This window comes from Micromonospora sp. LHW51205, from assembly GCF_003315815.1.
GTDB classification, from domain to species: domain Bacteria; phylum Actinomycetota; class Actinomycetes; order Mycobacteriales; family Micromonosporaceae; genus Micromonospora; species Micromonospora chalcea.
Window position 1 is genome coordinate 554,966 of record NZ_QMEZ01000003.1, and the last position, 21,600, is coordinate 576,565.

The 21,600-nt window shown below is 72.8% G+C and carries 21 protein-coding genes; 19 read left to right on the forward strand and 2 right to left on the reverse strand.

Going from position 1 to position 21,600, the window contains the following annotated elements; translation table 11 throughout:
* Positions 1-37 precede the first annotated feature (37 nt).
* The 19 genes from DQE82_RS14775 to DQE82_RS14865 all read left to right on the forward strand — a co-directional run bounded on the left by DQE82_RS14775 (position 38) and on the right by DQE82_RS14865 (position 19,036).
* Positions 38-622: a TetR/AcrR family transcriptional regulator gene (locus DQE82_RS14775; protein ID WP_043323222.1), complete on the forward strand. Its 585-nt coding sequence runs from the start codon at positions 38-40 to the stop codon at positions 620-622.
* 361 nt (positions 623-983) lie between these two features.
* Positions 984-3,011, forward strand: coding sequence for an FAD-dependent oxidoreductase (locus DQE82_RS14780; RefSeq protein WP_113972981.1), 2,028 nt, complete (start codon positions 984-986; stop codon positions 3,009-3,011).
* Between the two features lie 63 nt (positions 3,012-3,074).
* Positions 3,075-4,151, forward strand: coding sequence for a class I SAM-dependent methyltransferase (locus DQE82_RS14785; RefSeq protein ID WP_043323216.1), 1,077 nt, complete (start codon positions 3,075-3,077; stop codon positions 4,149-4,151).
* Entirely contained in the window at positions 4,151-4,462 is a 312-nt protein-coding gene (locus DQE82_RS14790) for a hypothetical protein (RefSeq protein ID WP_064445583.1), read from the forward strand. Before DQE82_RS14785 ends, DQE82_RS14790 begins: the two co-directional genes overlap by 1 nt.
* The gene (locus tag DQE82_RS14795) at positions 4,462-4,848 is read left to right on the forward strand and encodes a hypothetical protein (RefSeq protein WP_043323211.1); all 387 of its coding nucleotides are present in this window, start codon (positions 4,462-4,464) and stop codon (positions 4,846-4,848) included. The genes DQE82_RS14790 and DQE82_RS14795 overlap by 1 nt, the downstream gene beginning before the upstream one ends.
* A 128-nt stretch (positions 4,849-4,976) precedes the next feature.
* Complete coding sequence (locus tag DQE82_RS14800; RefSeq protein ID WP_043323209.1) at positions 4,977-6,086, forward strand: ABC transporter substrate-binding protein; 1,110 nt, start codon at positions 4,977-4,979, stop codon at positions 6,084-6,086.
* 75 nt (positions 6,087-6,161) lie between these two features.
* Positions 6,162-6,941: an ABC transporter ATP-binding protein gene (locus DQE82_RS14805; protein WP_030499079.1), complete on the forward strand. Its 780-nt coding sequence runs from the start codon at positions 6,162-6,164 to the stop codon at positions 6,939-6,941.
* Between the two features lie 12 nt (positions 6,942-6,953).
* Positions 6,954-7,805: an ABC transporter permease gene (locus tag DQE82_RS14810; RefSeq protein WP_043323208.1), complete on the forward strand. Its 852-nt coding sequence runs from the start codon at positions 6,954-6,956 to the stop codon at positions 7,803-7,805.
* A 100-nt stretch (positions 7,806-7,905) separates the two neighbouring features.
* Entirely contained in the window at positions 7,906-8,652 is a 747-nt protein-coding gene (locus DQE82_RS14815) for an SDR family NAD(P)-dependent oxidoreductase (RefSeq protein ID WP_113972982.1), read from the forward strand.
* A gap of 34 nt (positions 8,653-8,686) precedes the next feature.
* Positions 8,687-10,051, forward strand: a complete 1,365-nt coding sequence (locus tag DQE82_RS14820; RefSeq protein ID WP_043323205.1) for a M20/M25/M40 family metallo-hydrolase — start codon at positions 8,687-8,689, stop codon at positions 10,049-10,051.
* Complete coding sequence (locus DQE82_RS14825; protein ID WP_043323203.1) at positions 10,048-10,875, forward strand: alpha/beta fold hydrolase; 828 nt, start codon at positions 10,048-10,050, stop codon at positions 10,873-10,875. Before DQE82_RS14820 ends, DQE82_RS14825 begins: the two co-directional genes overlap by 4 nt.
* The gene (locus tag DQE82_RS14830) at positions 10,872-11,336 is read left to right on the forward strand and encodes an Ohr family peroxiredoxin (RefSeq protein WP_043323200.1); all 465 of its coding nucleotides are present in this window, start codon (positions 10,872-10,874) and stop codon (positions 11,334-11,336) included. The genes DQE82_RS14825 and DQE82_RS14830 overlap by 4 nt, the downstream gene beginning before the upstream one ends.
* A complete protein-coding gene (locus tag DQE82_RS14835) occupies positions 11,323-12,312 on the forward strand; it encodes an EamA family transporter (protein ID WP_113972983.1) in 990 nt (329 codons plus the stop codon). The genes DQE82_RS14830 and DQE82_RS14835 overlap by 14 nt, the downstream gene beginning before the upstream one ends.
* 42 nt (positions 12,313-12,354) lie before the next feature.
* The gene (locus DQE82_RS14840; protein WP_043323194.1) at positions 12,355-13,215 is read left to right on the forward strand and encodes an IclR family transcriptional regulator; all 861 of its coding nucleotides are present in this window, start codon (positions 12,355-12,357) and stop codon (positions 13,213-13,215) included.
* Positions 13,208-14,407, forward strand: coding sequence for a CaiB/BaiF CoA-transferase family protein (locus tag DQE82_RS14845; RefSeq protein WP_043330005.1), 1,200 nt, complete (start codon positions 13,208-13,210; stop codon positions 14,405-14,407). The genes DQE82_RS14840 and DQE82_RS14845 overlap by 8 nt, the downstream gene beginning before the upstream one ends.
* Before the next feature lie 31 nt (positions 14,408-14,438).
* Positions 14,439-15,278, forward strand: a complete 840-nt coding sequence (locus DQE82_RS14850) for a cyclase family protein (protein WP_113972984.1) — start codon at positions 14,439-14,441, stop codon at positions 15,276-15,278.
* Positions 15,271-16,677, forward strand: a complete 1,407-nt coding sequence (locus DQE82_RS14855; protein ID WP_064445579.1) for an MmgE/PrpD family protein — start codon at positions 15,271-15,273, stop codon at positions 16,675-16,677. The genes DQE82_RS14850 and DQE82_RS14855 overlap by 8 nt, the downstream gene beginning before the upstream one ends.
* A gap of 22 nt (positions 16,678-16,699) precedes the next feature.
* Positions 16,700-18,163: a dihydroorotase family protein gene (locus DQE82_RS14860; protein ID WP_113972985.1), complete on the forward strand. Its 1,464-nt coding sequence runs from the start codon at positions 16,700-16,702 to the stop codon at positions 18,161-18,163.
* Positions 18,164-18,175: 12 nt separating this feature from the next.
* Positions 18,176-19,036, forward strand: coding sequence for a CoA ester lyase (locus DQE82_RS14865; protein WP_113972986.1), 861 nt, complete (start codon positions 18,176-18,178; stop codon positions 19,034-19,036).
* 70 nt (positions 19,037-19,106) lie between these two features.
* Here the strand turns inward: DQE82_RS14865 and DQE82_RS14870 are convergent, their stop codons facing one another.
* Positions 19,107-20,006 (reverse strand): ROK family protein, encoded by a 900-nt coding sequence (locus DQE82_RS14870; protein ID WP_043323180.1) that lies wholly within the window; start codon positions 20,004-20,006, stop codon positions 19,107-19,109.
* Between the two features lie 95 nt (positions 20,007-20,101).
* Positions 20,102-21,556: an argininosuccinate lyase gene (locus DQE82_RS14875; protein WP_043330003.1), complete on the reverse strand. Its 1,455-nt coding sequence runs from the start codon at positions 21,554-21,556 to the stop codon at positions 20,102-20,104.
* Positions 21,557-21,600: the final 44 nt, after the last annotated feature.

Below are 21,600 nucleotides of genomic sequence, written 5' to 3' on the forward strand. Positions count from 1 at the left end.
CGGACCCGGTGCGCGCACCGGAGACTTGGAGGTTGGCGTGCCGAAGATCCAGGCCTCAACCGTCGCCGAGCACCGGGCCGCCCAGCGGGCGGCGCTGCTCGACGCCGCCCGCGCCCTGCTCTCGCAACACCCGGACCAGATCCCCAGCCTCGCCGACGTGGCGCGGCACGCCGGCCTGGCCCGGTCCAGCGCGTACTCCTACTTCAAGTCGCGCACCGACATGTTCGACGTGCTCGTCGCCGACACCTTTCCGCGGTGGTCGGCCTTCGTCGAGAACCGGATGGCCGAGGCCCGCACGCCCGGGTCGCGGATCCTGGCGTACGTCGAGGCCAACCTGCAACTGGTTGCCCGGGGCGACCACGCGCTGGCCCGGGCGATGGCGACAGTCGGCAACAGCGAGGTGCTCGCGACCTCCAGCCGCCTCCTGCACGACAGCCTCGAGGCGCCGCTGCGCGCCGCTCTCGCCGACCACGGGGCGAGCGACCCGAACCGGATGGCCGAGGTCATCCAGTCGATCGTCTACGCCCTCAGCCGCATGATCGAGAACGGCCTCGACCTTCCCTCGGCCACCGGCCTCGCCCGCGAGCTGCTCACGCCGTACGTGCGCCCCGCCGCTGCCTGACCCCCGCCACCGCCGGCACGTCCCACCCGGCCGCCTCGCGGCGAGCGTCCCTCCGAACCGGACAGTGCCGACCCGGCCGGCCGAACGATCGAAACGGACCGCCGGCCGGTCGCCGGGCGGCGGCACTGTCATCTCCCGTGGCCGCCCGAACGATCGAGCCACGAATCGACGAACCTTGCCCGCTTGCGTTCCGCCTAGTGGAACAGCAGGTCAGAGGCAGTACGGTTCGGTAAGTTACCGATCAGTAGCCTGTTGACGGAGACCGGCGTCACCCCTACCGTTCCACTCAATCGAACGGCGTACGGTTCAACCGAACGCTCTCGGCCATGCCGAGCGCGGCCCGAAACAGGAAGTCCGAGGCATGCCTGACGACAAGCTTCTCGCTCTTCTCTCCCCCACCCGGCTCGGTCGTCTCACACTGCGGAACCGGGTCTTCGTCCCCGGTCACACCACCAACTTCGGACTGAACAACGTGCCCACCGGGCGCCACGTGGCCTACCACGCGGAGCGCGCCCGGGGCGGCGTCGGCCTGATCATCACCGAGGCGATCCGCGTGCACCCCACGAGCGCGGGCCGCAGCATCAGCCTCGGCAGCTTCGACGACTCGTCGATCCCGGCGTACGCGGCGGTGACCGAGGCCGTGCACGAGCACGGCGCGCGCATCTTCGCCCAGATCATGCACGCCGGCCGGCAGGCGAACGGGGACGCGACCCGCACCGCCGCCTGGTCCTCGTCACCGGTGCCGTGGGCGGCCGGCTCACACGTGCCGCACGCGATGGGACGCCGGGACATCGCCGTCGTCGTCGAGGCGTTCGCCGCCGCCGCCCGGCGGATGCGTGATGCCGGCTTCGACGGCCTGGAGGTGCACGCCGGCCACGGCCACCTGCTGCAGCAGTTCCTCTCGCCGCACACCAACACCCGCGCCGACTCCTACGGCGGCAGCCTCGACAACCGGATGCGGCTGACCCGTGAGGTGCTCACCGCGGTGCTGGCCGCCGCGCCGGACCTGCCCGTCGGACTGCGGGTCAGCGCCGACGAGTTCCTGCCCGGCGGTCTCGACCCGGCCGCGGTGCTGGAGATCGTCGGCAAGCTGCGCGCCGACTTCCCGCTCGCCTACGTGCACGTCAGCCACTCCGCCTACCACGGCAGCTGGTCGCTCGCGACGCAGATGGCGGACATGAGCTTCGGCCACGCCCCGTTCCGGCACCACGCGGCGCTGTTCAAGCAGGAGTTCCCGGACCTGCCGGTGCTCGCGGTGTGCCGGCTGGACAGCCTGCCGGAGGCCGCCGAGCTCGTCGCCGCCGGCGAGGCCGACCTGGTCGGCCTGGCCCGCCCGCACATCGCCGACCCGCACCTGGTCCGCAAGGCCGAGCAGGGCCGCCAGCACGAGGTACGCGCCTGCCTCGCCTGCAACCAGGGCTGCATCGGCCGGCTGGAGACCAGCCTGCCGATCTCCTGCGTGGTCAACCCGGAGGTCGGCGCCGAGCGGGAGTGGGCGCAGGCCTGGCCGGAGCTGCCCGGACCGTCCGGCGCGCGGAAGGTCCTCGTCGTCGGTGGCGGCCCGGCCGGCCTGGAGGCCGCCCTCTCCGCCCACCGGGCCGGGCACCAGGTGTCGGTGGTCGAGGCGCGCGGGCACCTCGGCGGGCAGGTGGAACTGGCCGCGCGCGTACCCGGACGGGAACGGCTCGGCCTGCTCACCCGCGACCTGGCCCGCGACGTCGATGCCGCCGGCATCCCGGTACGCCTCGACCACCGCATCGGCGTCGAGGACGTGCTGGCCGGCGGCTACCAGGACGTCGTCCTGGCCACCGGCTCCCGGCCCACCCGGCGGGAGCTGCCCGGCGGCCCGCCGGTGATCGACATCTGGCAGGCCGTCGACGCGCTGACCGACCCCGACTTCCGGCCGACCGGCGCCGTCGTCGTGCTCGACGACGAGGGCACCTGGGCCGCCGCCTCGGTGGCCGAAGGGCTGGCCCGGCGCGGCGCCCGCGTCCACCTGGTCTCCCCCACCGCCTCGGTGAGCGCCAAGATCACCACGTACTCGCGGCTGGCGCTGCTCAAGCGTTTCGCGGACCTGGGGATCGCGGTGCACCCGATGCGCACGGCGCGCCCGGCGGGCGCCGACGCGGTCGCCCTGGGCGGTCCGCTCGCCGGCGCCGACACCCTCGTCGAGGGCGTCACCACAGTCGTCGACGCCGGCTCGCCGCAGGCCGCCGACGAGTTGTACCGGCAGCTCGACGCGCTGCCCGACGGTCCCCGGATCCACGTCGTCGGCGACGCGAACGCCCCCCGCACGGCCTTCGAGGCCGTCTACGAGGGACGCATGGCGGGTGCGTTCCTCGGCCGCTACGACACCGCGTCCGCAGATCGCGTGCGGTACGCCCACTGACCCGTCCATCCCGGTCGCGGCCCGCCGCGGACCGGTCCTCCCCCACCTGAAGAGGAGACACGCATGCTGGACATCGAGGAGCGCCTCACCCTGGATGAGCGTTCCGCCGTGGACTTCGTCCTCGGCCTGCGCAAGCGCTGGGCGGACACCGTCTACCCGGCGCTGCGCGAGGAGTACGGCGCCACCGGCGCGGCGGCCACCACGGTCGGCGACGCGAGCCAGGTGCTGCGCGGCCTTCCGCTCTACCCGTGGTTCAGCCACCTGGAGCGGGTGCAGCAGAAGATGCTGTGGAAGGTCGCCGGCGACGCGGTGCTCAGCCGCCGCGAGGAGCTGACCGACCAGCTGACGTCGGTGCCCGAGCAGCCGAAGGGCTCGCTGGAGCTGAACCCAGACCTGGAACTGCCCGACTGGTACACCGACTACGACATCCACATCCAGCCCGGCAGCTTCTTCTCCGACGACATGTCGGCCTACGTGTACGAGTTCGGGGCGCGCATCGTCATGCTGCGCGACAACGACGGCTACAAGTTCCACACGCTGTTCGCCAAGACCGCCCTGCCCGAGCTGCCCGCGGCGACCCGGATCGTGGACATCGGATGCGGCTTCGGCAAGAGCACCCGGCCGCTGCCCGCCAAGTACCCGTCCGCGCAGGTGATCGGCGTGGACCTGGCCGCGCCGGGTCTACGGCTGGCCCACGCCGAGGCCGAGGCGACCGGGCTGGCGATCGACTACCGGCAGGCCGACGGCCGGGCCACCGGCATCGAGTCGGGCAGCTGCGACGTGGTCACCGGCACGATGGTGCTGCACGAGATGCCGGCCACCGCGATCCGGGAAACGATCGTGGAGGCGGCGCGCCTGCTCAAGCCGGGCGGCTCGCTGCGCTTCCTGGAGTTCATGCTCACCGGCGACCCGCTGCGCGACGCCACCGTCTACGAGCACGCCGAGCGCAACAACGAGCCGTTCTTCCACGACCTGTTCGGCTCGGACCTGATCGAGGTCTGCGCCGAGGCGGGCCTGACCGACGTGTCGTGGACCCCGTTCGACGAGCGCCGCAACGGCGTCCAGCCGCAGGGCTGGGGCGACCGTCCCGAGTGGCACTTCCCCTGGGCCGTACTGGCCGCGACCAAGCCGGAGGCGTGATGAGCACCGAGTTCGACTACTTCGGAGACCCCAAGGTCGGCAAGCTGCTCGACCTGGTGCTGCAGCTCTCCACCGAGCTGCACGTGACCCGGCAGCGGGTACGTGTGGTCGAGGCGCTGCTGACCCGTTCCGGCGTGCTGACCGAGGGCGCCGTCGACGGGTTCGCCTCCACCGAGGAGGAGCAGCAGGTCCTCGACCGCGAGCGGGACGCGCTGCTGGCCCGCCTGATGCGCATCCTCACCGAGCACGGCCCCGCGGAGCACCCGCTGCGGGACCAGTGGGAGGCGGCGCTGAGCGAGAAGACCGGCTGATGAGCGCACCGGACGCGCCCGGGCTGATCGACAGCTACCTGCAGCTGTGTGAGGACCGCCGGCTCGACGAGGCCGGCGCGTTCCTCGCGCCGCAGGCCCGGCTGGTCTTCCCGGGCGGCCGGGAGTACTCCTCGCTGCGGGAGATGGCGGCCGCCTCGACCGGGACCTACCGGTGGGTGCGCAAGCACCGGGACCGCTACCTGGTGGGTGACGACAACGGGCGGGTCACCGTGACCTCGCTCGGGCGGCTGTACGGGGAGTGGCTCGACGGCACGCCGTTCGAGGACATCCGCTACGCGGACGTGTTCGTGCTCGACGGCGCGCTGATCGTCGAGCAGCACGTCTACAACGACCTGGCACTGGTCGCGTCGCTGCGCGACGCCTGAGGGCACTGGGGCGTCGCCGCGCGACGCCTGACGGCAACTGTCGCGTCGCGCCGCGACGCCTGATACCCCGCCTCCGCCGCCACGGCGGCGGAGGCGGTCTCCCCCGACTCACGACGAGGTGTGTGCATATGAAACGGAAGTGGGCACTGCTCCCGGCGGCGCTGGCCGCCACGCTGGTTCTCTCCGCCTGCGGCGGCGGCTCCGACGACGAGGCCGGCGGCGAGGGCAAGGAGGCGAAGCTGACCATGGCCATCGCCTCGGCCGTGATCGGCCCGAAGGAGGAGGTGGCCGTCTACGCGGTCGCCAAGGAACTCGGCTACTTCGCCGAGGAGAAGCTGACCGTCGAGACGATCAACGCCGACGGCTCGGTCGCCGCCCTCCAGGCGGTCGCCTCCGGCAGCGGCGACATCACCCCGGCCGACGCCGGCTCGGCGCTCGGCGCAGTGGAGAAGAACGTGCCGATCAAGGCCATCGGCGGCCTGGTGCAGAACTGGCCGTGGGTGATGGCGGTGAAGCCGGACTCCCCGATCACCGGCGGCGCGGACCTGCGCGGCAAGAAGATCGGCGTGATCAGCCTTGCCTCCGGCTCGGCCCCGTACGCCCGCGCCTACGTCAAGGCCGCCGGCCTGGACCCGGCCAAGGACGTCGAGCTGCTGCCGGTGGGCGTCGGCGCGCAGGCCGCCGCCGCGCTCAACGACGGCAAGGTCGACATGCTGGCGCTCTACACCCAGGCGTACGCGGTCATCGAGAACGCCGGCACCCAGCTGAAGTACCTGACCAACCCGGACGTGTTCACCGGCATCCGGTCGCTCACCTTCAGCGTCGGCGCCCGTGACTTCGACGCCAAGAAGGACTCGTACGAGCGGTTCCTGCGCGCGGCGTACAAGGCGATGCTCTTCTCGGCCAAGAACCCCGAGGCCGCCATGAAGATCGGCTACAAGGTCTTCCCGCAGATCCTCGCCGGCAAGTCCGCCGACGAGCGGCTCAAGGCGGACACCGAGAGCCTCGCCGCGTGGCTGAAGACGGCCACGCCGGCCAGCGGCGAGCCGGAGCAGTTCGGTGACTGGGGCGCGATCAGCGACGACGAGTGGGCGAAGACCCAGGCGTACACCAAGGAGGCCGGCCAGATCTCCGGTGACGTCGACCTGAAGAAGCTCTGGGACCCGAGCCTGCTCTCCGGCGCGAACAACTTCGACAAGGCCGCGGTGCTCAGCAAGGCCGCGAACTACACCGCCTAGCAGCGGACAGCGGAAGGGATTTCGATGGCCATCAAGGCGACGGCCCGCCGGGCGCAGACGCAGGCTCCGGCATCGGTGTCGGAAGACTCCTGGATCGAGATCGACGGGCTGGACAAGGAGTACCGGCCCCGGAAGTCGGCACCGACCCTGGCGTTGAGCGACATCAACCTGACGGTACGTCGCGGCGAGTTCATCTCGGTCGTGGGACCGTCCGGGTGCGGCAAGACCACTTTGCTGAAGATCCTCGCCGGGCTCAGCCCGAAGACCGGCGGCGCGGTACGGATCGCCGGGCGGGACGTGACGAAGCCCCTTCCCGAGGTCGGGATGGTGTTCCAGGCACCGACGCTGCTGCCCTGGCGCACCATCTTCGACAACGTGATGGTGCCGGCGGAGATCCAGCGACTGGATCCCCGCCGGCACCGGGAACGCGCGCAGCAACTGCTCGAGATGGTCGGTCTCAACGGCTTCGAGCAGAAGTACCCGCACGAGCTCAGCGGCGGTATGCAGCAGCGGGCCGGCATCTGCCGGGCGCTCGTGCACGACCCGGCGGTGCTGCTGATGGACGAGCCGTTCGGCGCGCTCGACGCGATGACCCGCGAGTACATGAACGTGGAGCTGCTGCGGATCTGGCAGGAGAGCAACCAGACGATCGTGCTGGTCACGCACTCCATCCCGGAGGCGGTCTTCCTCTCCGACCGGGTGGTGGTGCTCAGCCCCCGGCCGGGCCGCATCGCCGAGGTCATGGACATCGACCTGGAGCGTCCGCGTGACCTCGGCATCATGTCGTCCGACCGGGCCGGGGTCTATGTGGAACGGATCCGCCGACACTTCAACGCCGCCGGCGTAATCGACTGACGAGGGACAGCCATGGCAACAAGCAACCTGGTCCGCAAGCCGGCCCAGCCACCGGCGCCGTCCGCCCGGCCCGCCCGGCGCAAGTTCGACCTGCGGGAGAAGCCCCAGCTCTGGCTGGTCCCGACGGTCTTCGTCGTGGTCGTGCTGGCCTGGGAGTACGGCGTCCAGCTCCTCGGCGTCGACGAGTACGTCCTGCCGCTGCCGTCGAGCGTGGTCGAGTCGCTGTGGCAGCAGCTCGGCGACGACCAGTTCTGGGGTCACTTCTGGGTGACCACGCAGGAGGCGCTGCTCGGGTTCGTGATCGGCGTCGGCGCCGCCCTGGTGCTCGGCACGTTCATCTCCCAGATCAAGATCGTCGAAGCCACGCTGATGCCGTACATCGTGGCCTTCCAGACCGTGCCCAAGGTCGCCCTGGCCCCGCTGTTCGTGGTCTGGTTCGGTTTCGGCCTGACCAGCAAGGTGGTCATGGCCGCGGTGATCTCGTTCTTCCCGATGCTGGTGAACGTCATCGAGGGTCTGCGCGCGGCCGACGCCGACAAGATCCAGATGCTGACGGTGTTCGGCGCGAGCAAGGCGCAGATCTTCCGGATGGTGCGGCTGCCCAGCGCGCTGCCGTTCATCTTCGCCGGCCTGGACATCGGCATCGTCTTCGCCATCCTCGGCGCGGTCGTCGGCGAGTTCATCGGCGCCAAGGAGGGCCTGGGCTACCTGCTGCTGCAGACCAACTACAACTTCGACATCGCCGGCATGTTCGCCGTGCTGGTGGTGCTGTCGCTGATGGGTCTGGTGGCGCACTTCGTGATCCGGCTGCTGCAGAAGCGGCTGGCCTTCTGGGCCGAGGACACGAAGGTGATCGGCGCGTGACGGCAGTGGACGGGACCGCCGTCACGTGTTGGGGGCACCGGTCGGGCGTGCGCAACGCCCGCCCGGCCGGTGGCCGGACCGGAAAGGCAGGACACGCGACATGAACACCGACCCGAACCGGTTCGACGGCCGGGTGGCAGTGGTGACCGGGGCGGCCCGCGGCATCGGGGCCCGCATCGCGGCGACGCTCGCGCAGCGCGGGGCCACCGTGGCCCAGGCCGACCTGCTCGACGACTGGAGCGAGGCCGAGCTGTCCGGCGGCGCGCACACCCGGCACCGGGTCGACGTCCGGTCGGCCGGCTCCTGCGCCGCGCTGGTGAACGAGGTCCTCGACTCCCACGGCCGCCTGGACCTGCTGGTGAACAACGCCGGGATCGTCCGGCGCGGGCCGGCGGCCACGATGTCCGAGCAGGACTTCACCGACGTCCTGGACGTCAACCTCACCGGCACGTTCCGGATGTGCCAGGCCGCGTACCCGGCGCTGCGGCAGACGAGCGGCGCGGTGGTGAACATCGGCTCCACGAACGGGCACATCGCGGTGCTGAACACGCTCGGCTACTGCGTGAGCAAGGCCGGCGTGATGCACATGGCGCGCGTGCTGGCCCTGGAGTGGGCGCCCGACCGGATCCGGGTCAACGCCGTCGGACCGACCATCGTGCCCACCGACATGACCTCCGACGTACGTGGCGACGAGGCGTACCTCGCGGACAAGATGGCGAGCATCCCGCTGGGCCGGATGGCGCAGCCGCAGGACGTCGCCAACGCGGTCGCCTACCTGCTGAGCGACGCCGCCGCCATGACCACCGGCCAGACGATCTTCGTCGACGGCGGCGTCACCATCCACTGACTTCCCCTCTCCGACCCCTTCTGTGAGGACCACCATGCCCAAACCGGATACCGCGGCCGCGCTGGCGGCCGTCGACGCCCACTTCGACGAGTTCGTCGAGGAGCTCCAGCAGCTGTGCCGCATCCGCAGCCGCCGCCAGGAGCCGGAGCAGATGGAGGCCACCGCCGAGTTCATCGCCGGATCGGTCCGCCGCTGGGGTGGCGAGGCCGAGATCATCCCGTGGGAGCAGTCGTACCCGTACGTGCTGGCCGAGGTGGCCGGCGAGGGCGACAAGGCGCTGCTGCACTTCACGCACTACGACGTGGAGGTCGAGCCGGCCGGTGACGACGCCGACTGGATCAGCCCGCCCTACGCGGCGGAGATCCACGACGGCCGGCTCTACGCCCGGGGCGTGGCCGACGACAAGGGCGTCATCATGTCCCGCATCCACGCGGCGGCGGCCTGGAAGCTCGCCGGGCTCACCCCGCCGGTGACCAACCGGATCATCTTCGAGGGCAAGAAGTGGCTGCACAGCCCGGGTCTGGGCTCGTTCGTGCAGGCGCACGCCGACCGGCTCGCCAGCGACGCGGCGCTGTGGGAGAACTCCTGGCTCGACGGCGAGGACCGGCTGCTGCTCAAGCTGGCCGAGAAGGGCGTGCTCTACCTGCGCCTCACCGCGCAGACCCTGCCGCGTGACCTGACCAGCCAGAACACCGCGCTGCTGCCGGCCGCCACGGCGCGCCTGGCCGCCGCCCTGGCGCAGCTGCAGCGGCCCGACGGCACCGTGACGATCCCCGGCTTCGCCGACGACGCACGGCCGCCGACGGACGAGGAGCGGGCGCTGCTGGAGAAGGTGGCGTTCGACGGGGACTTCCTGCGCAAGCGGGCCCAGGTCGAGCGGTTCACCGGCGACCTGGACGACCAGGCCGCGGCGGTGGCCATCCGGACCGTGCCGACGCTGACCGTGGCCGGCATCGCCGGTGGCGACATGCGTGACGACGTGACGCTGGGCATCCCGTCGACGGCGTCGGCGAAGCTGGAGATCCGGCTGGTGCCGGGCCAGGACCCGGAGCGCGTCCTCGGGTGCGTGCGCGACCACCTGGCCGCGACCGGCTTCGGTGACCTGCGCATCGAGGTGATGGCGACCAGCCGGCCCAACCTCACCGACCACCGGGACCCGTTCGTCGCGCTCGTCGCGGACGCGGCCCGCCGGGTGTACGGGACCGAGCCGGTGATCGAGCCGTACACGCAGTGGATCGGCAACCAGGGCGTGATCGCCGACCGGCCCATCGTCGGCGTCGGCGTCTCCCGCGCGGACTCCGGTGTGGACGGCCCGAACGAGAACATCCGGCTGGACGACTACAAGGCCGGCATCAAGCACGTCATCGAGGTCATGGCGGCGCTGGCGGTGGCCGAGTGACCCGGGCCCGCGGCGTGGCCCGCCGCGCCTACGTCGACGTGCCGTGGGGTCAGGTGCACTACCGGCACGGCGGCGACGCCGACGCCCCGGTGCTGCTGATCCTGCACCAGTCCCCGCTCTCCTCGGCCACCTACGACGCGGTCATCGAGCCGCTGGCCCGCCGCGGACTGCGGGTGATCGCCCCGGACACGCCGGGCTTCGGGATGTCCGACGCCCCGCCGCGCCCGTGGTCCATCCCCGAGTACGCGGCCGGCGTGTGGCAGTTCGCCGACGCCCTCGGGCTGTCCAAGGTGCACCTGCTCGGGCAGCACACCGGCGCGATCGTCGGCGCGCAGGCGCTGATGTCGGCGCCGGAGCGGGTGCACCGGCTGATCCTGCAGGGCATCCCGCTCTACGACGAGCAGGAGCGGGCGGAGAAGAAGCGGTCGTACGCGCCCGGCTACTCCCCGGACCGCGACGGCGGGCACCTGAAGGTGATCTGGGACCGGGTGTACGGCCTGTACCCGGCGCTGACCCCGGAGGAGGCGAACCGCCAGGTCACCGAGTACCTGCTGACCGGCCCGGACTACGCCACCGCGTACCGGGCGGTGTTCGACCACCACGTCGACACGGCCGCCCTGGACGCGCTGCCCATCGTGCTGCTGCACGGCGCCGACGACCTGCTGGACCGGATGACGCCGCAGGTGCGGGCCGCGCTGCCCAGCGCCGAGCTGGTCACCATCCCCGGCGGCACCGACTTCGTGGCCGACGAGCAGCCGGAGGCGTTCGCCGACGCGGTCGCCGCGCAGGTGCACGCGGACCTGGGAACGGAGGTGCCGGCATGAACGTCGGCACCCCGGCGTCCGAGGCGAAGGTCGTACCGGCGAACACCGTCTACACCGCGAAGGTGGAGGTGTCCGGCGGCCGGGGCGGAAGCGCCCGGTCGCTGACCGGGTCGCTGCGGGTCGACCTGACCCGTCCCGCCCAGCGGGGCCCGGACGCGCCCGGCACCGACCCGGAGGAGCTGTTCGCCGCCGGCTACGCCGCGTGCTTCGACAGCGCGCTCGCCGTCGCCGCCCGCCAGGCCGGCGTCAAGCCCGGCCCGACGACTGTCACCGCCTCGGTCTCCCTCGGGCAGACCGACGACGGCCGGTACGCGATCGCCGTGGTGCTGGACGTGTCCGCGCCGCAGTGCCCGCAGGCCGACCTGGAGCGCGCGGTGGAGCTGGCCGACCGGATGTGTCCGTACTCGAACGCCCTTCGGGGCAACACCGCGGTGGCGATCCGGGTAAATGGACACCGCTGATCTGACCCGGCCCGCGGCGGCCCGCCACCCGGCGGATCCGCCGCGGCCCGCCGGCCCGATGGCCCTGGCCGTCGGGCTCGGCGCGGTCTACCTGATCTGGGGCTCGACCTACCTGGGCAACCGGGTGGCCCTGGACAGCATTCCGCCGCTGGTGGCCACCTCGGCCCGGTTCCTGGCCGCGGCGCTGCTGCTGTTCGCGGTGGCGGCGCTGTGGCGGGGACCGGCGGGGCTGCTGCTGCCCCGGCGGCAGTGGACCGGGGTGGGTGCCAGCGGGCTGCTGATGGTCGGCGCCGGCAGCGCGCTGCTGGCGCTGGGCCAGCTGTACGTGCCGACGGGTCTGACCTCGCTGCTGGTGGCCGGGATGCCGCTGTGGGTGCTGGTGCTGCGGCTGGTGGTCGGTCCGCGGCCGTCCCCGCTGGCGGCCGTGGGCGTCCTCGGCGGTGTGGTCGGGCTGGCGCTGCTGTTCGCGGTGCCGACGCAGGGGTGGCACCTCGGCGGGATGCTGCTGGTGGTGCTCTCCACGATGGTGTGGGCGCTGGGCTCGACGCTGTCGCAGCGGCTGCGCATGCCGGCCGACCACCTGGTCGGCACCGGCTGGCAGATGCTCGTGGGCGGTCTCGCGGTGGCGGTGGCCAGCCTGGCCAGCGGTGAGCTGGGCGGGTTCCGCCTGGCCGACGTGACGGGCCGGTCCTGGCTGGCCTGGACCTACCTGATGCTCGTGTCCACGGTGGTCGGCTTCAGCGTCTACACGTGGCTGCTGCGCAACGCGCCGATCCAGCTCGCGTCCACCTACGCGTACGTCAACCCGGTGGTGGCGGTCCTGCTCGGCATGATGGTGCTGGATGAGTCGTTGTCCGGACGTCAGGTGCTCGCCGGCGCCGTGGTGCTCGCCTCGGTGGCACTGGTGATCGCGCGGGAGCGACCCCGGCAGCCGGACGGCCTGCCGCCCGGGAAGACTCCGGTCGCGCCCGCCTGAGGCCCGGCGATCCCGCCCTACGTCGACAGTGGAGGAGAGAAGATGATCACCACAGCGGTTGTCGAGAGCGCCACCGCCGGCCGGACCCGCTCCGGCCTCGGACGCGCCCTCGACATCGTCAACATCATCGCCGAACGGGCGCCGGAGACCCTCGGCGTGTCGACGATCGCGCGGGAGCTGGGACTGCCCAAGGCGGTCGCGCACCGGATCCTCAAGGAACTGGTGGCCGACAGCTTCCTCACCTTCAACGAGGAGACCAAGCGGTACCGGCTGGGCAGCGGCGCGCTGGCGGTGGGACTGGCCGCGCTGCGCGCGCTGGACGTGCCGGACATCGCCCGCCGGTACCTGGTCCGGCTGGTGCGCGACAGCGGCGAGACCGCGACGCTGTCGGTGCGGCAGGGCTGGACCCGCGTCTACATCGACCAGGTGCTCTCGCCGCACGAGGTACGCATGTCGGTGTCCCTGGGCACCAGCCACGCGCTGCACTCCGGGTCGTCGTCGAAGGCGATCCTCGCGGCGCTGCCGGACGCGGAGATCGAGGACTACCTCGACCACCACCCGCTGGACGCGGTCACCTCGGCCACCATCACCTCCACCGCGAAGCTGCGGTCCGAGCTGGGCCGGGTCCGCCGCCAGGGGTACGCGGTGAGCATGGGCGAGCGGCAGAACGGCGCGGGCAGCGTGGCCGCGCCGGTGCGCTACGCGACCGGGCAGGTGTTCGGCTCGATCTCGCTGTGCGGGCCGCAGAACCGGTTCACCCCGGAGGTCTGCGCCGCGCACGGCGCGCTGGTCGCCGCGGCGGCGGCGGAGATATCCGCCGAACTGGGTTTCCGGCCGCCGGCGCAACGTGCCGCCGGACGGACGGGTCAGGAACAGAACTGGGGAGGTGGAACAGGTGAGTGACGGACCCCTGACGGGCCTGCGCGTGCTGGACGTCTCGACGATCCTCGCCGGACCGCTGTGCTGTCAGATCCTCGGCGACTACGGCGCCGACGTGGTGAAGATCGAGCACCCGACCATGGGTGACAGCATGCGCGGCCACGGCAAGACCAAGGACGGCCATCCCCTGTGGTGGAAGGAGATCTCCCGCAACAAGCGGCTGATCGGGCTGAACCTGTCCGCGCCGGACGGCGCGGCGCTGCTGCTGCGGCTGGCCGAGCGGGCCGACGTGCTGGTGGAGAACTTCCGCCCGGGCACGCTGGAGCGCTGGGGCATCGGCCCGGAGGAGCTGCACCGGGTCAACCCCGGCCTGGTGATCGCCCGGATCACCGGCTTCGGGCAGACCGGCCCGTACGCCTCCCGGGCCGGGTTCGGCACGCTGGCCGAGGCGATGAGCGGGTTCGCCCACCTGACCGGCACGGCGGACGGCCCGCCGACGCTGCCGGCGTTCGGGCTGGCCGACAGCATCTGCGGCATCGCCACCTCCTCGGCGGTGATGATGGCGCTGTGGCACCGGGAGCGTTCCGGCGGCCGGGGCCAGGTGATCGACATGAGCCTGCTGGAGCCGATCATGACCGCCGTCGGCCCGGGTCCCACCGTCTACGACCAGCTCGGCGTGGTGGAGCAGCGGCAGGGCAATCGGTCGACGAACAACGCGCCGCGCAACACGTACCAGACCAAGGACGGCTCGTGGGTCGCCATCTCCACCAGCGCCCAGGCGATCGCCGAGCGGGTGCTGCGGCTGGTGGGCCACCCGGAGGTGATCGACGAGCCGTGGTTCCGTACCGGCGTCGGCCGGGTGGCGCACGCGGACCTGCTCGACGAGTACGTCGGGTCGTGGATCGGCGAGCGGACCCGCGACGAGGTGGCCGCGGCCTTCGCCGAGGCCGGCGCCGCCGTCGCACCGGTCTACAGCGCCAAGGACATCGTCGAGGACCCGCACGTGCAGGCCACCGAGATGATCACGAAGGTCGACGACCCGGACCTGGGCCCGATGCGGATGCACAACGTCATGTGGCGGATGTCGGAGACGCCGGGCCGGATCCGCTTCACCGGCCGCTCCCCCGGCGCCGACACCGACGCCCTGCTCGTCGAGGAGCTCGGCTGCGACCCGGCCGAGATCGCCGACCTGAAAGCCCGTGGCGTCGTCGCCTGACGACGCCGACAGCCGAAACGCGAGGAACCCCGTGGGCACCACTGCCAGAACCGCCGACCGCCTGCTCGACGCCGTGCAGGCCGGCGTCACGATCTACGACCTGGGCCGGCGGCTGACCGTCGGCATGCCGCAGTCACCGAACCACCCGGCGTTCGGGCTCACCCTGCCGCGCCGGCACGGCGACATGGTGCGCGCCGACGGCGGCTCCGCCGCCAACGACCTGCTGGTCATGGGCACACACGTCGGCACGCACGTCGACGCCCTCGCGCACGTGTCCCAGGACGGCCGGCTGCACGGCGGCGCCGACGCCGCCGCGGCGCAGGTCGGCGGCCGGTTCGACGAGCTGGGCGTGCACACCGTCGCGCCGATGGTCCGCCGCGGCGTGCTGCTGGACGTGCCCGCCACGCTGGGCCTGGAGGGCTGCGAGGCCGGCTACGAGATCACCCCCGCCGACCTGGACGCCACCGTGTCCCGGCAGGGCACGCCGGTGGGCGCGGGCGACGTGGTGCTCATCCGCAGCGGCTGGGGCCGGCTGTTCGACCACGAGGACCGCAACCAGTACATCGGCAAGGACTCCGGCGTACCGGGGGTCGGCGCGGACGGCGCCGGCTGGCTGGCGCAGCGGGGCGTGCACGCGGCCGGCGCGGACACCATCGCCTTCGAGTGCCTGCCGCCGGGCAAGGGCCACAGCACGCTGCCGGCGCACCGGATCCTGCTGGTGGAGCACGGCATCTACCTGATCGAGACGATGGCGCTGGAGGAGCTGGCCCGCGACGGGGTGCACGAGTTCACCTTCGTCATGGCCCCGCTGCCGCTGTACGGCGCCACCGGCTCCCCGGTGCGTCCGCTGGCGGTGGTCAGCCATGGCTGAGCCGACCCTGGGCCGGCACCTGGCCGCCTTCGCCGCCGACACCTCCGCCGCGACGCTGCCCGACGAGGTGGTCGCCAGCGTCCGGGCCCGCGTGCTGGACGTGCTCGGGCTCTGCGTGGCGGCGCAGCCGCTGCCGACCAGCCAGGCCGCGCTGGCGTACGTCGCCGAGCAGGGCGGCCGTGGCCAGGCCACCGCCGTCGGCGTGGACGAGAAGGTCCCCGCCGCGCTGGCCGCGTTCGCCAACGGCGTGCTGGCGCACTCCCTCGACTACGACGACACGCACCTGCCGTCGGTGCTGCACCCCAGTGCCACGGTGGTGCCGGCCGCGCTCGCCGCCGCCGAGCTGTCCGGCGCCTCCGGGCAGGAGACGGTGGCCGCGATCGCGGTGGGCCTGGAGGCGTGCGTACGCCTCGGCATGGCCGGCTACGACCCGGCGGCCGGCAACTCGGTCTTCTTCGAGCACGGCCAGCACGCCACCTCGATCTGCGGCACGCTGGGCGGGGCGGTGGCCGCGGCCCGGCTGCTGAAGCTGGACGCGGGCGGCACGCTCGACGCGCTCGGGGTGTCCGCCTCGATGGCGGCCGGGCTGATCGAGTCCAACCGCAACGGCGGCACCGTCAAGCGGATCCACTGCGGCTGGGCGGCGCACGCGGCGGTCAGCGCCGCGCAGCTGGCCCGGCACGGCGTGACCGGCCCGCCGACCGTGCTGGAGGGGCGCTTCGGCTTCTTCCAGGCGTTCCTGCGCGGCGAGTTCGACGGCGACGAGATCGTCCGCGGGCTCGGCTCCGAGTGGGCGGTGCCCGGCATCTTCTTCAAGCCGTACCCGGCGAACCACTTCACCCACGCCGCCATCGACGCGGCGATCGCGCTGCGCGAGCGCGGGCTGCCGCTGGACGAGATCGAGTCGATCACGCTCGGCGTGCCCACGCCGACGGTGCGTACCATCGGCCAGCCGATCGAGCGCAAGCGCGCGCCGCAGACCGGCTACGAGGCGCAGTTCAGCGGCCCGTACGCGGTCGCCGCCGGCCTGATCGGCGGCGGCGGTCTGGGCGTGGAGCTGGCCGACTTCACCGACGCCCTGGCGCACGACCCGCAACGGCGGGCGTTGATGGCGCGGGTCGACGTGGTGGCCGACGAGCGGTGCGACGAGATCTTCCCGCACCAGTTCCCGGCGGTGCTGCGGATCGTCACCCGGGACGGACGCGAGTGGGTGCAGGAGGTCCTGGCCAACCGGGGCGGCCCGCAGCGTCCGCTCAGCGACGCCGAGCTGGCGGTGAAGTTCCGCACGAACGCCGCGTCCCTGCCCGAGGCCACCGCCGCCCGCATCGCCGATGAGGTCCACCGGCTCGACCAGGCCCCCGACGTCCACGGCCTGATGGGCCTGATCAACCGCCGCTGAACCGAGCACGAGGAGCAACACCATGAGCACCTACGACCTGCTGTTGACAAACGTCCGCGTGGTCCGGCACGACCGGCCCGAGCCCGAGCTGATGGACATCGGCGTCACCGACGGGCGGATCAGCCGCGTCGCCCCGCAGATCGACCGGGTGGAGGCCGCCCAGGTCGTCGACGGCGGCGGCCGGCTCGCCTTCCCCGGCGTAGTCGACGCGCACCAGCACTGGGGCATCTACAACCCGCTGAGCGAGGACGCCGTCTCGGAGAGCCGCGCCTCGGTGCAGGGCGGCGTCACCACGGCGCTGAACTACATGCGCACCGGGCAGTACTACCTCAACCGGGGCGGCCGGTACGCCGACTTCTTCCCCGAGGTGCTGGCCGCGACCGAGGGCCGCTCCTACATCGACTACGGCTTCCACCTGGCGCCCATGTCGCGGGAGCACATCGGCGAGGTGCCGTCGCTGGTGGAGGAGCACGGGGTCACCTCGTTCAAGATCTTCATGTTCTACGGCAGCCACGGCCTGCACGGCCGCTCCGCCGACCAGAACTCGTTCCTGATGATCCCGGAGGGCGAGCGGTACGACTACGCCCACTTCGAGTTCGTGATGCGGGGCGTCCAGGCGGCCCGGGAGCGTTTCCCCGAGCTGGCCGACGAGATCTCGCTGTCGCTGCACTGCGAGACCGCCGAGATCATGAGCGCGTACACCAAGCAGGTCGAGCAGGACGGCACGCTGCGCGGGCTGGAGGCGTACCACGCGTCGCGGCCGCCGCACTCCGAGGGACTGGCCGTGTCGATCGCGTCGTACCTGGCGCACGAGACCGGTCTGCCGAAGATCAACCTGCTGCACCTGACCTCGGAGAAGGCGGTCGACGCGGCGCTGCGGATGGCGCGGGCGTTCCCGCACATCGACTTCCGCCGCGAGGTGACCATCGGGCACCTGGTGGCCGACATCGACACCGCGCACGGCCTGGGCGGCAAGGTCAACCCGCCGCTGCGCCCGCGCGCCGACGTCGAGGCGCTCTGGGGGTACGTCCTGGACGGCAAGATCGACTGGGTGGTCAGCGACCACGCCTGCTGCAAGGACGAGGTCAAGTTCGGTGAGCCGCGCGACGACATCTTCGTCGCCAAGTCCGGGTTCGGCGGCGCCGAGTACCTGCTGCCCGGCCTGGTCACCGAGGGCAACCGGCGCGGCCTGTCCTACCAGCGGGTGGCGGAGCTGACCTCGTGGAACCCGGCCCAGCGCTTCGGCCTGCGCAACAAGGGCGCGATCGCGCAGGGGTACGACGCCGACATCTGCCTGGTCGACCCGAACTCGACCTGGACGGTGCGCGCGGAGGACTCCGAGTCGACGCAGGAGTACACGCCGTTCGAGGGCTTCGAGCTGACCGCCCGGGTCACTGACACCTTCGTGCGCGGGCAGCACGTGCTCGTCGACGGCAAGGTGACCGGCGAGCCGGCCGGCCGCTACCTCGCCCGCCCGCAGCGGTAGGGGGAACGACTGATGGCGGCGGTGGCGCGCAGTTACCTGTACGTGCCGGGCGACCGGGCGGACCTGCTGGACAAGGCGGCCGGGCGCGGCGCGGACGCGCTCGTGCTCGACCTGGAGGACGCGGTCACGCCGGCCCGCAAGGCGCACGCCCGGGAGACGGTCGCCGGGTACCTGGGCGCCGCCGCGCCGGCCGGCCCCGAGCTGTGGGTGCGCATCAACAGCGACCAGGTCGCGGCGGACGTCGAGGTGCTCTCGCCGGCGGCGGCCGGGGTCTGGGTGCCGAAGGCCGAGCCGGAGCTGCTCGCCGAGGTCGACGCCGCGCTGACCCGGGTGCAGCGGCGGATCGGCCCGGACGCCCCGGCGTTCCGGGTGGTGGCGCTGATCGAGACCGCCCGGGGCGTGCTCACCGCGCCGCGGGTGGCCGAGGCGCCACGGGTGCTGCGGCTCGGCCTCGGCGAGGCGGACCTCGCCGGTGAGCTGGGGTTGCAGCCGGGACCGGAGCGGGCGGAGTTCGCGCCGATCCGTTCCCAGGTCGTGGTCGCGTCGGCGGCGGCCGGCATCACCCCGCCGGTGGGACCGGTGGAGACGACGCTGCGCGACCCGGAACGGCTGGAGCTGACCACCCGGGCGCTGCTGCGGCAGGGCTTCCGGGCCCGCAGCGCCATCCACCCCGGGCAGATCGCGACGATCAACGAGGTGTTCACCCCCACCGAGGCCGAGGTGGCCTCGGCGCGGGCCGTGCTGGAGGCGCTGGAGCGGGCCGAACGCGGCGGCTCCGGGGTGGCCACCGACGCCGACGGGCGGCTGCTGGACCGGGCGGTGGTGCGGGCCGCCGCCGAGGTGGTACGCCGCGCCGAGGCGTCCACCGACTGAACCCGCGAGAAACGACCGGGCGGGGCGCCCCACCGCGCCCCGCCCGATCCGTTCCCGGCGCCCGGCCCGCTCAGACCACCGCGGGCTGGGCCTCGACGGCCATGGCGAGCGAACCGAGCAGCGCGGCGTCCTGCGCGAAGTCCGACAGCACGATCTCCGGCGGGTACGGCAGCGTGTGGGTGAGCCGTTCGGTCAGCAGCGCCCGCACCAGGTCGTTGCCGGCGACGCTGCCCACCAGCACGATCCGCTGCGGGTCGAGCACGAGGCAGCAGGTGACGAGGTGGCGGGCGAGTTCGTCGACGCGTCGGCGGAGCTGTTCGCGTACCTCGCCCGGCTGTTGCGCGGCCGCGCACAGACCGGCGGCCCGGCCGTCCACGCCCAGCCGCTGCGCCAGCTCGTCCAGGGCCCGGCCGGAGAACGTCGCCTCCAGCATCGGTTCCAGCCGGGGCGGCCAGCTGTGGTCGGTCAGCCCGTACGCGATCTCGCCGGCGGCGCCGTGGCGGCCCGGCAGCACCTCGCCGTTGACGGTGACCGCCGCCGCGACGCCGGTCCCGAGCCCGACGACGAGTCCCGGGTCCGCGTCGCGCAGCGCCCCGAGCCGCAGCTCGGCGTGGGCGGCTGCCTTCAGGTCGTTCGTGACCCGCACGTGCGCCAGGTTCAGGTGGGCGCGGACCGCGTCGGCGAGCCGCAGCTGCTCCCAGCCGGGCACGTTCGGCGCCAGTTCGATGCCCTCGTCGTGGACCACGCCGGGCGAGGCGATGCCCGCCGCGACGAGCGTGCCGCCGGTCTGCTCGGCGAGTTCGCGGGCCCGGTCCAGCGCCCGGGTGAGGGCCTGCTGCGCGCCCTGCTCGGCATTGGTGGGCAGGCGCTCGGAGACGAGCAGCCGGCCGTCGGCGTCGCCCACGCCGATGGCCATCTTGGTGCCGCCGAAGTCGATGCCGAGCAGGCGCGGATTTGCCGGTCGTTCCATGGTGATGTCAGATCGCCCTTCGGGCCGTCGGTCCAGATCACGTGGTCGCCGCGACACGACGTCCGCGACCACGGCCAGCTGCGTCTGTCGCCCCGTCACGGGCCTACCCTCGCCGCGACCGCCTCGGCGAGAGCCGTGTCGGCACGGGTCAGCCGCTCGCGCAACGCCTGCGCCCGCTCCTGCACCGCGTCGAGCATTGTAGACAGTCGTCCGACCTGGTCCCGGACGGCCGCCTCGCCGGGCCCGTCGGCCTGGGCGCGGCGCAGCACGAGTTCGGGGCGGACCGCGGCGGCCAGCAGGTCCCGCACCGCGGCGTCGTCGAGCGTCAGACCCAGCTCGGCGGCGGTGGACCGGACCAGGTCCCCGGTCCAGGTGGCGGGCGCGCCGCCGCGTACCAGCCGGCCGAGCAGCGAGTGGGCACCCCGGAACGGCACACCGTGGCGGGCCAGCGCGTCGGCCGCGGCGGTGGTGGTGGCGCCGGAGGCGACGATCTCCTCAGCGGACGGCGGACGCAGCGGGTCCAGCTTCTCGATCAGGCCGCCGAGCAGCGAGAAGAACCGGTACGCCCGGTCGTCGCCGTCCCAGAGCCGGGCCTGCACGTCGGTGGTGGCGTTGTTGGAGTCCTCCCACCAGGCGGCGCCGACGTTGTTCAGCACGCTGGCCGCGTCGGCCGCCGCGGCGCCCGCCATCGAGACGAGGTGCTCCAACACCACCGGGTTGCGCTTCTGCGGCATGATGCTGCTGCCCTGGGTGAACTCGCCGGGCGTGACCACCCAGCCCCAGCTCAGCCAGTCCATCAGCGTGCGGGCCAGCCGGGCCCCGGTGGCGAGCGCCTGCGCGTTGAGCGTGGCGACCCGGACCAGGTGGTCCGCGCCGGCCACCGCCTCGTACGAGTTGACGATCAGCTGGTCGAAGCCGAGCAGGTCGGCCAGCCGCCGGGGCGAGATGTCCAGGTCGGTGCCGGCGAACGCGCAGGAGCCCAGCGGCGAGCGGTTCATCTCGTCCAGCAGGTCGGCGTACGCGGCGGCCTCACCGGCAAGCGCCTCGGCGTAGCCGGCGAAGACGTGCCCGATGCTGGTCGGCTGGGCCGGGCGGCGGTGCGTGTAGCCGGTGACCACCACGTCGGCGTGCCGGTCCGCGCGGTCCAGCACGGTACGGCCGGTGGCCAGCAGCGCGTCGAGCACCTGGAGCAGCTGGTCGCGCAGCACCATCCGGAACACGCCGGCGTCGAGGTCGTTGCGGCTGCGCGCGAGCTGCACGCTGAGCTGCGACGGCTCGATGCCGGCCGCGGCGGCGAGCCGCTTCTCCAGCGTGTAGTAGACGTCCTCGACGCTGCCGTCGTACTCCAGTTCCTCGGGCCGGTCCCCGGTGAGGGTGACCAGGCCGCGCAGCATCGTGGCGGCGGCCTCGTCGGTGATCAGTCCCTGCTCGGCGAGCATGACGACGTGGGCCTTGCTGGCCGTGACCATCGCCGGGTAGAGGTGGGCGACGTGGTGGTCGAACACCACCCGGAGGTGGTGCTGTTGATAGACGGTCAGTGACGGGCTCATGGTGGCCTCCCGAGGTGGTGCGTTGTCGTGCGGCGTGCCGCGCG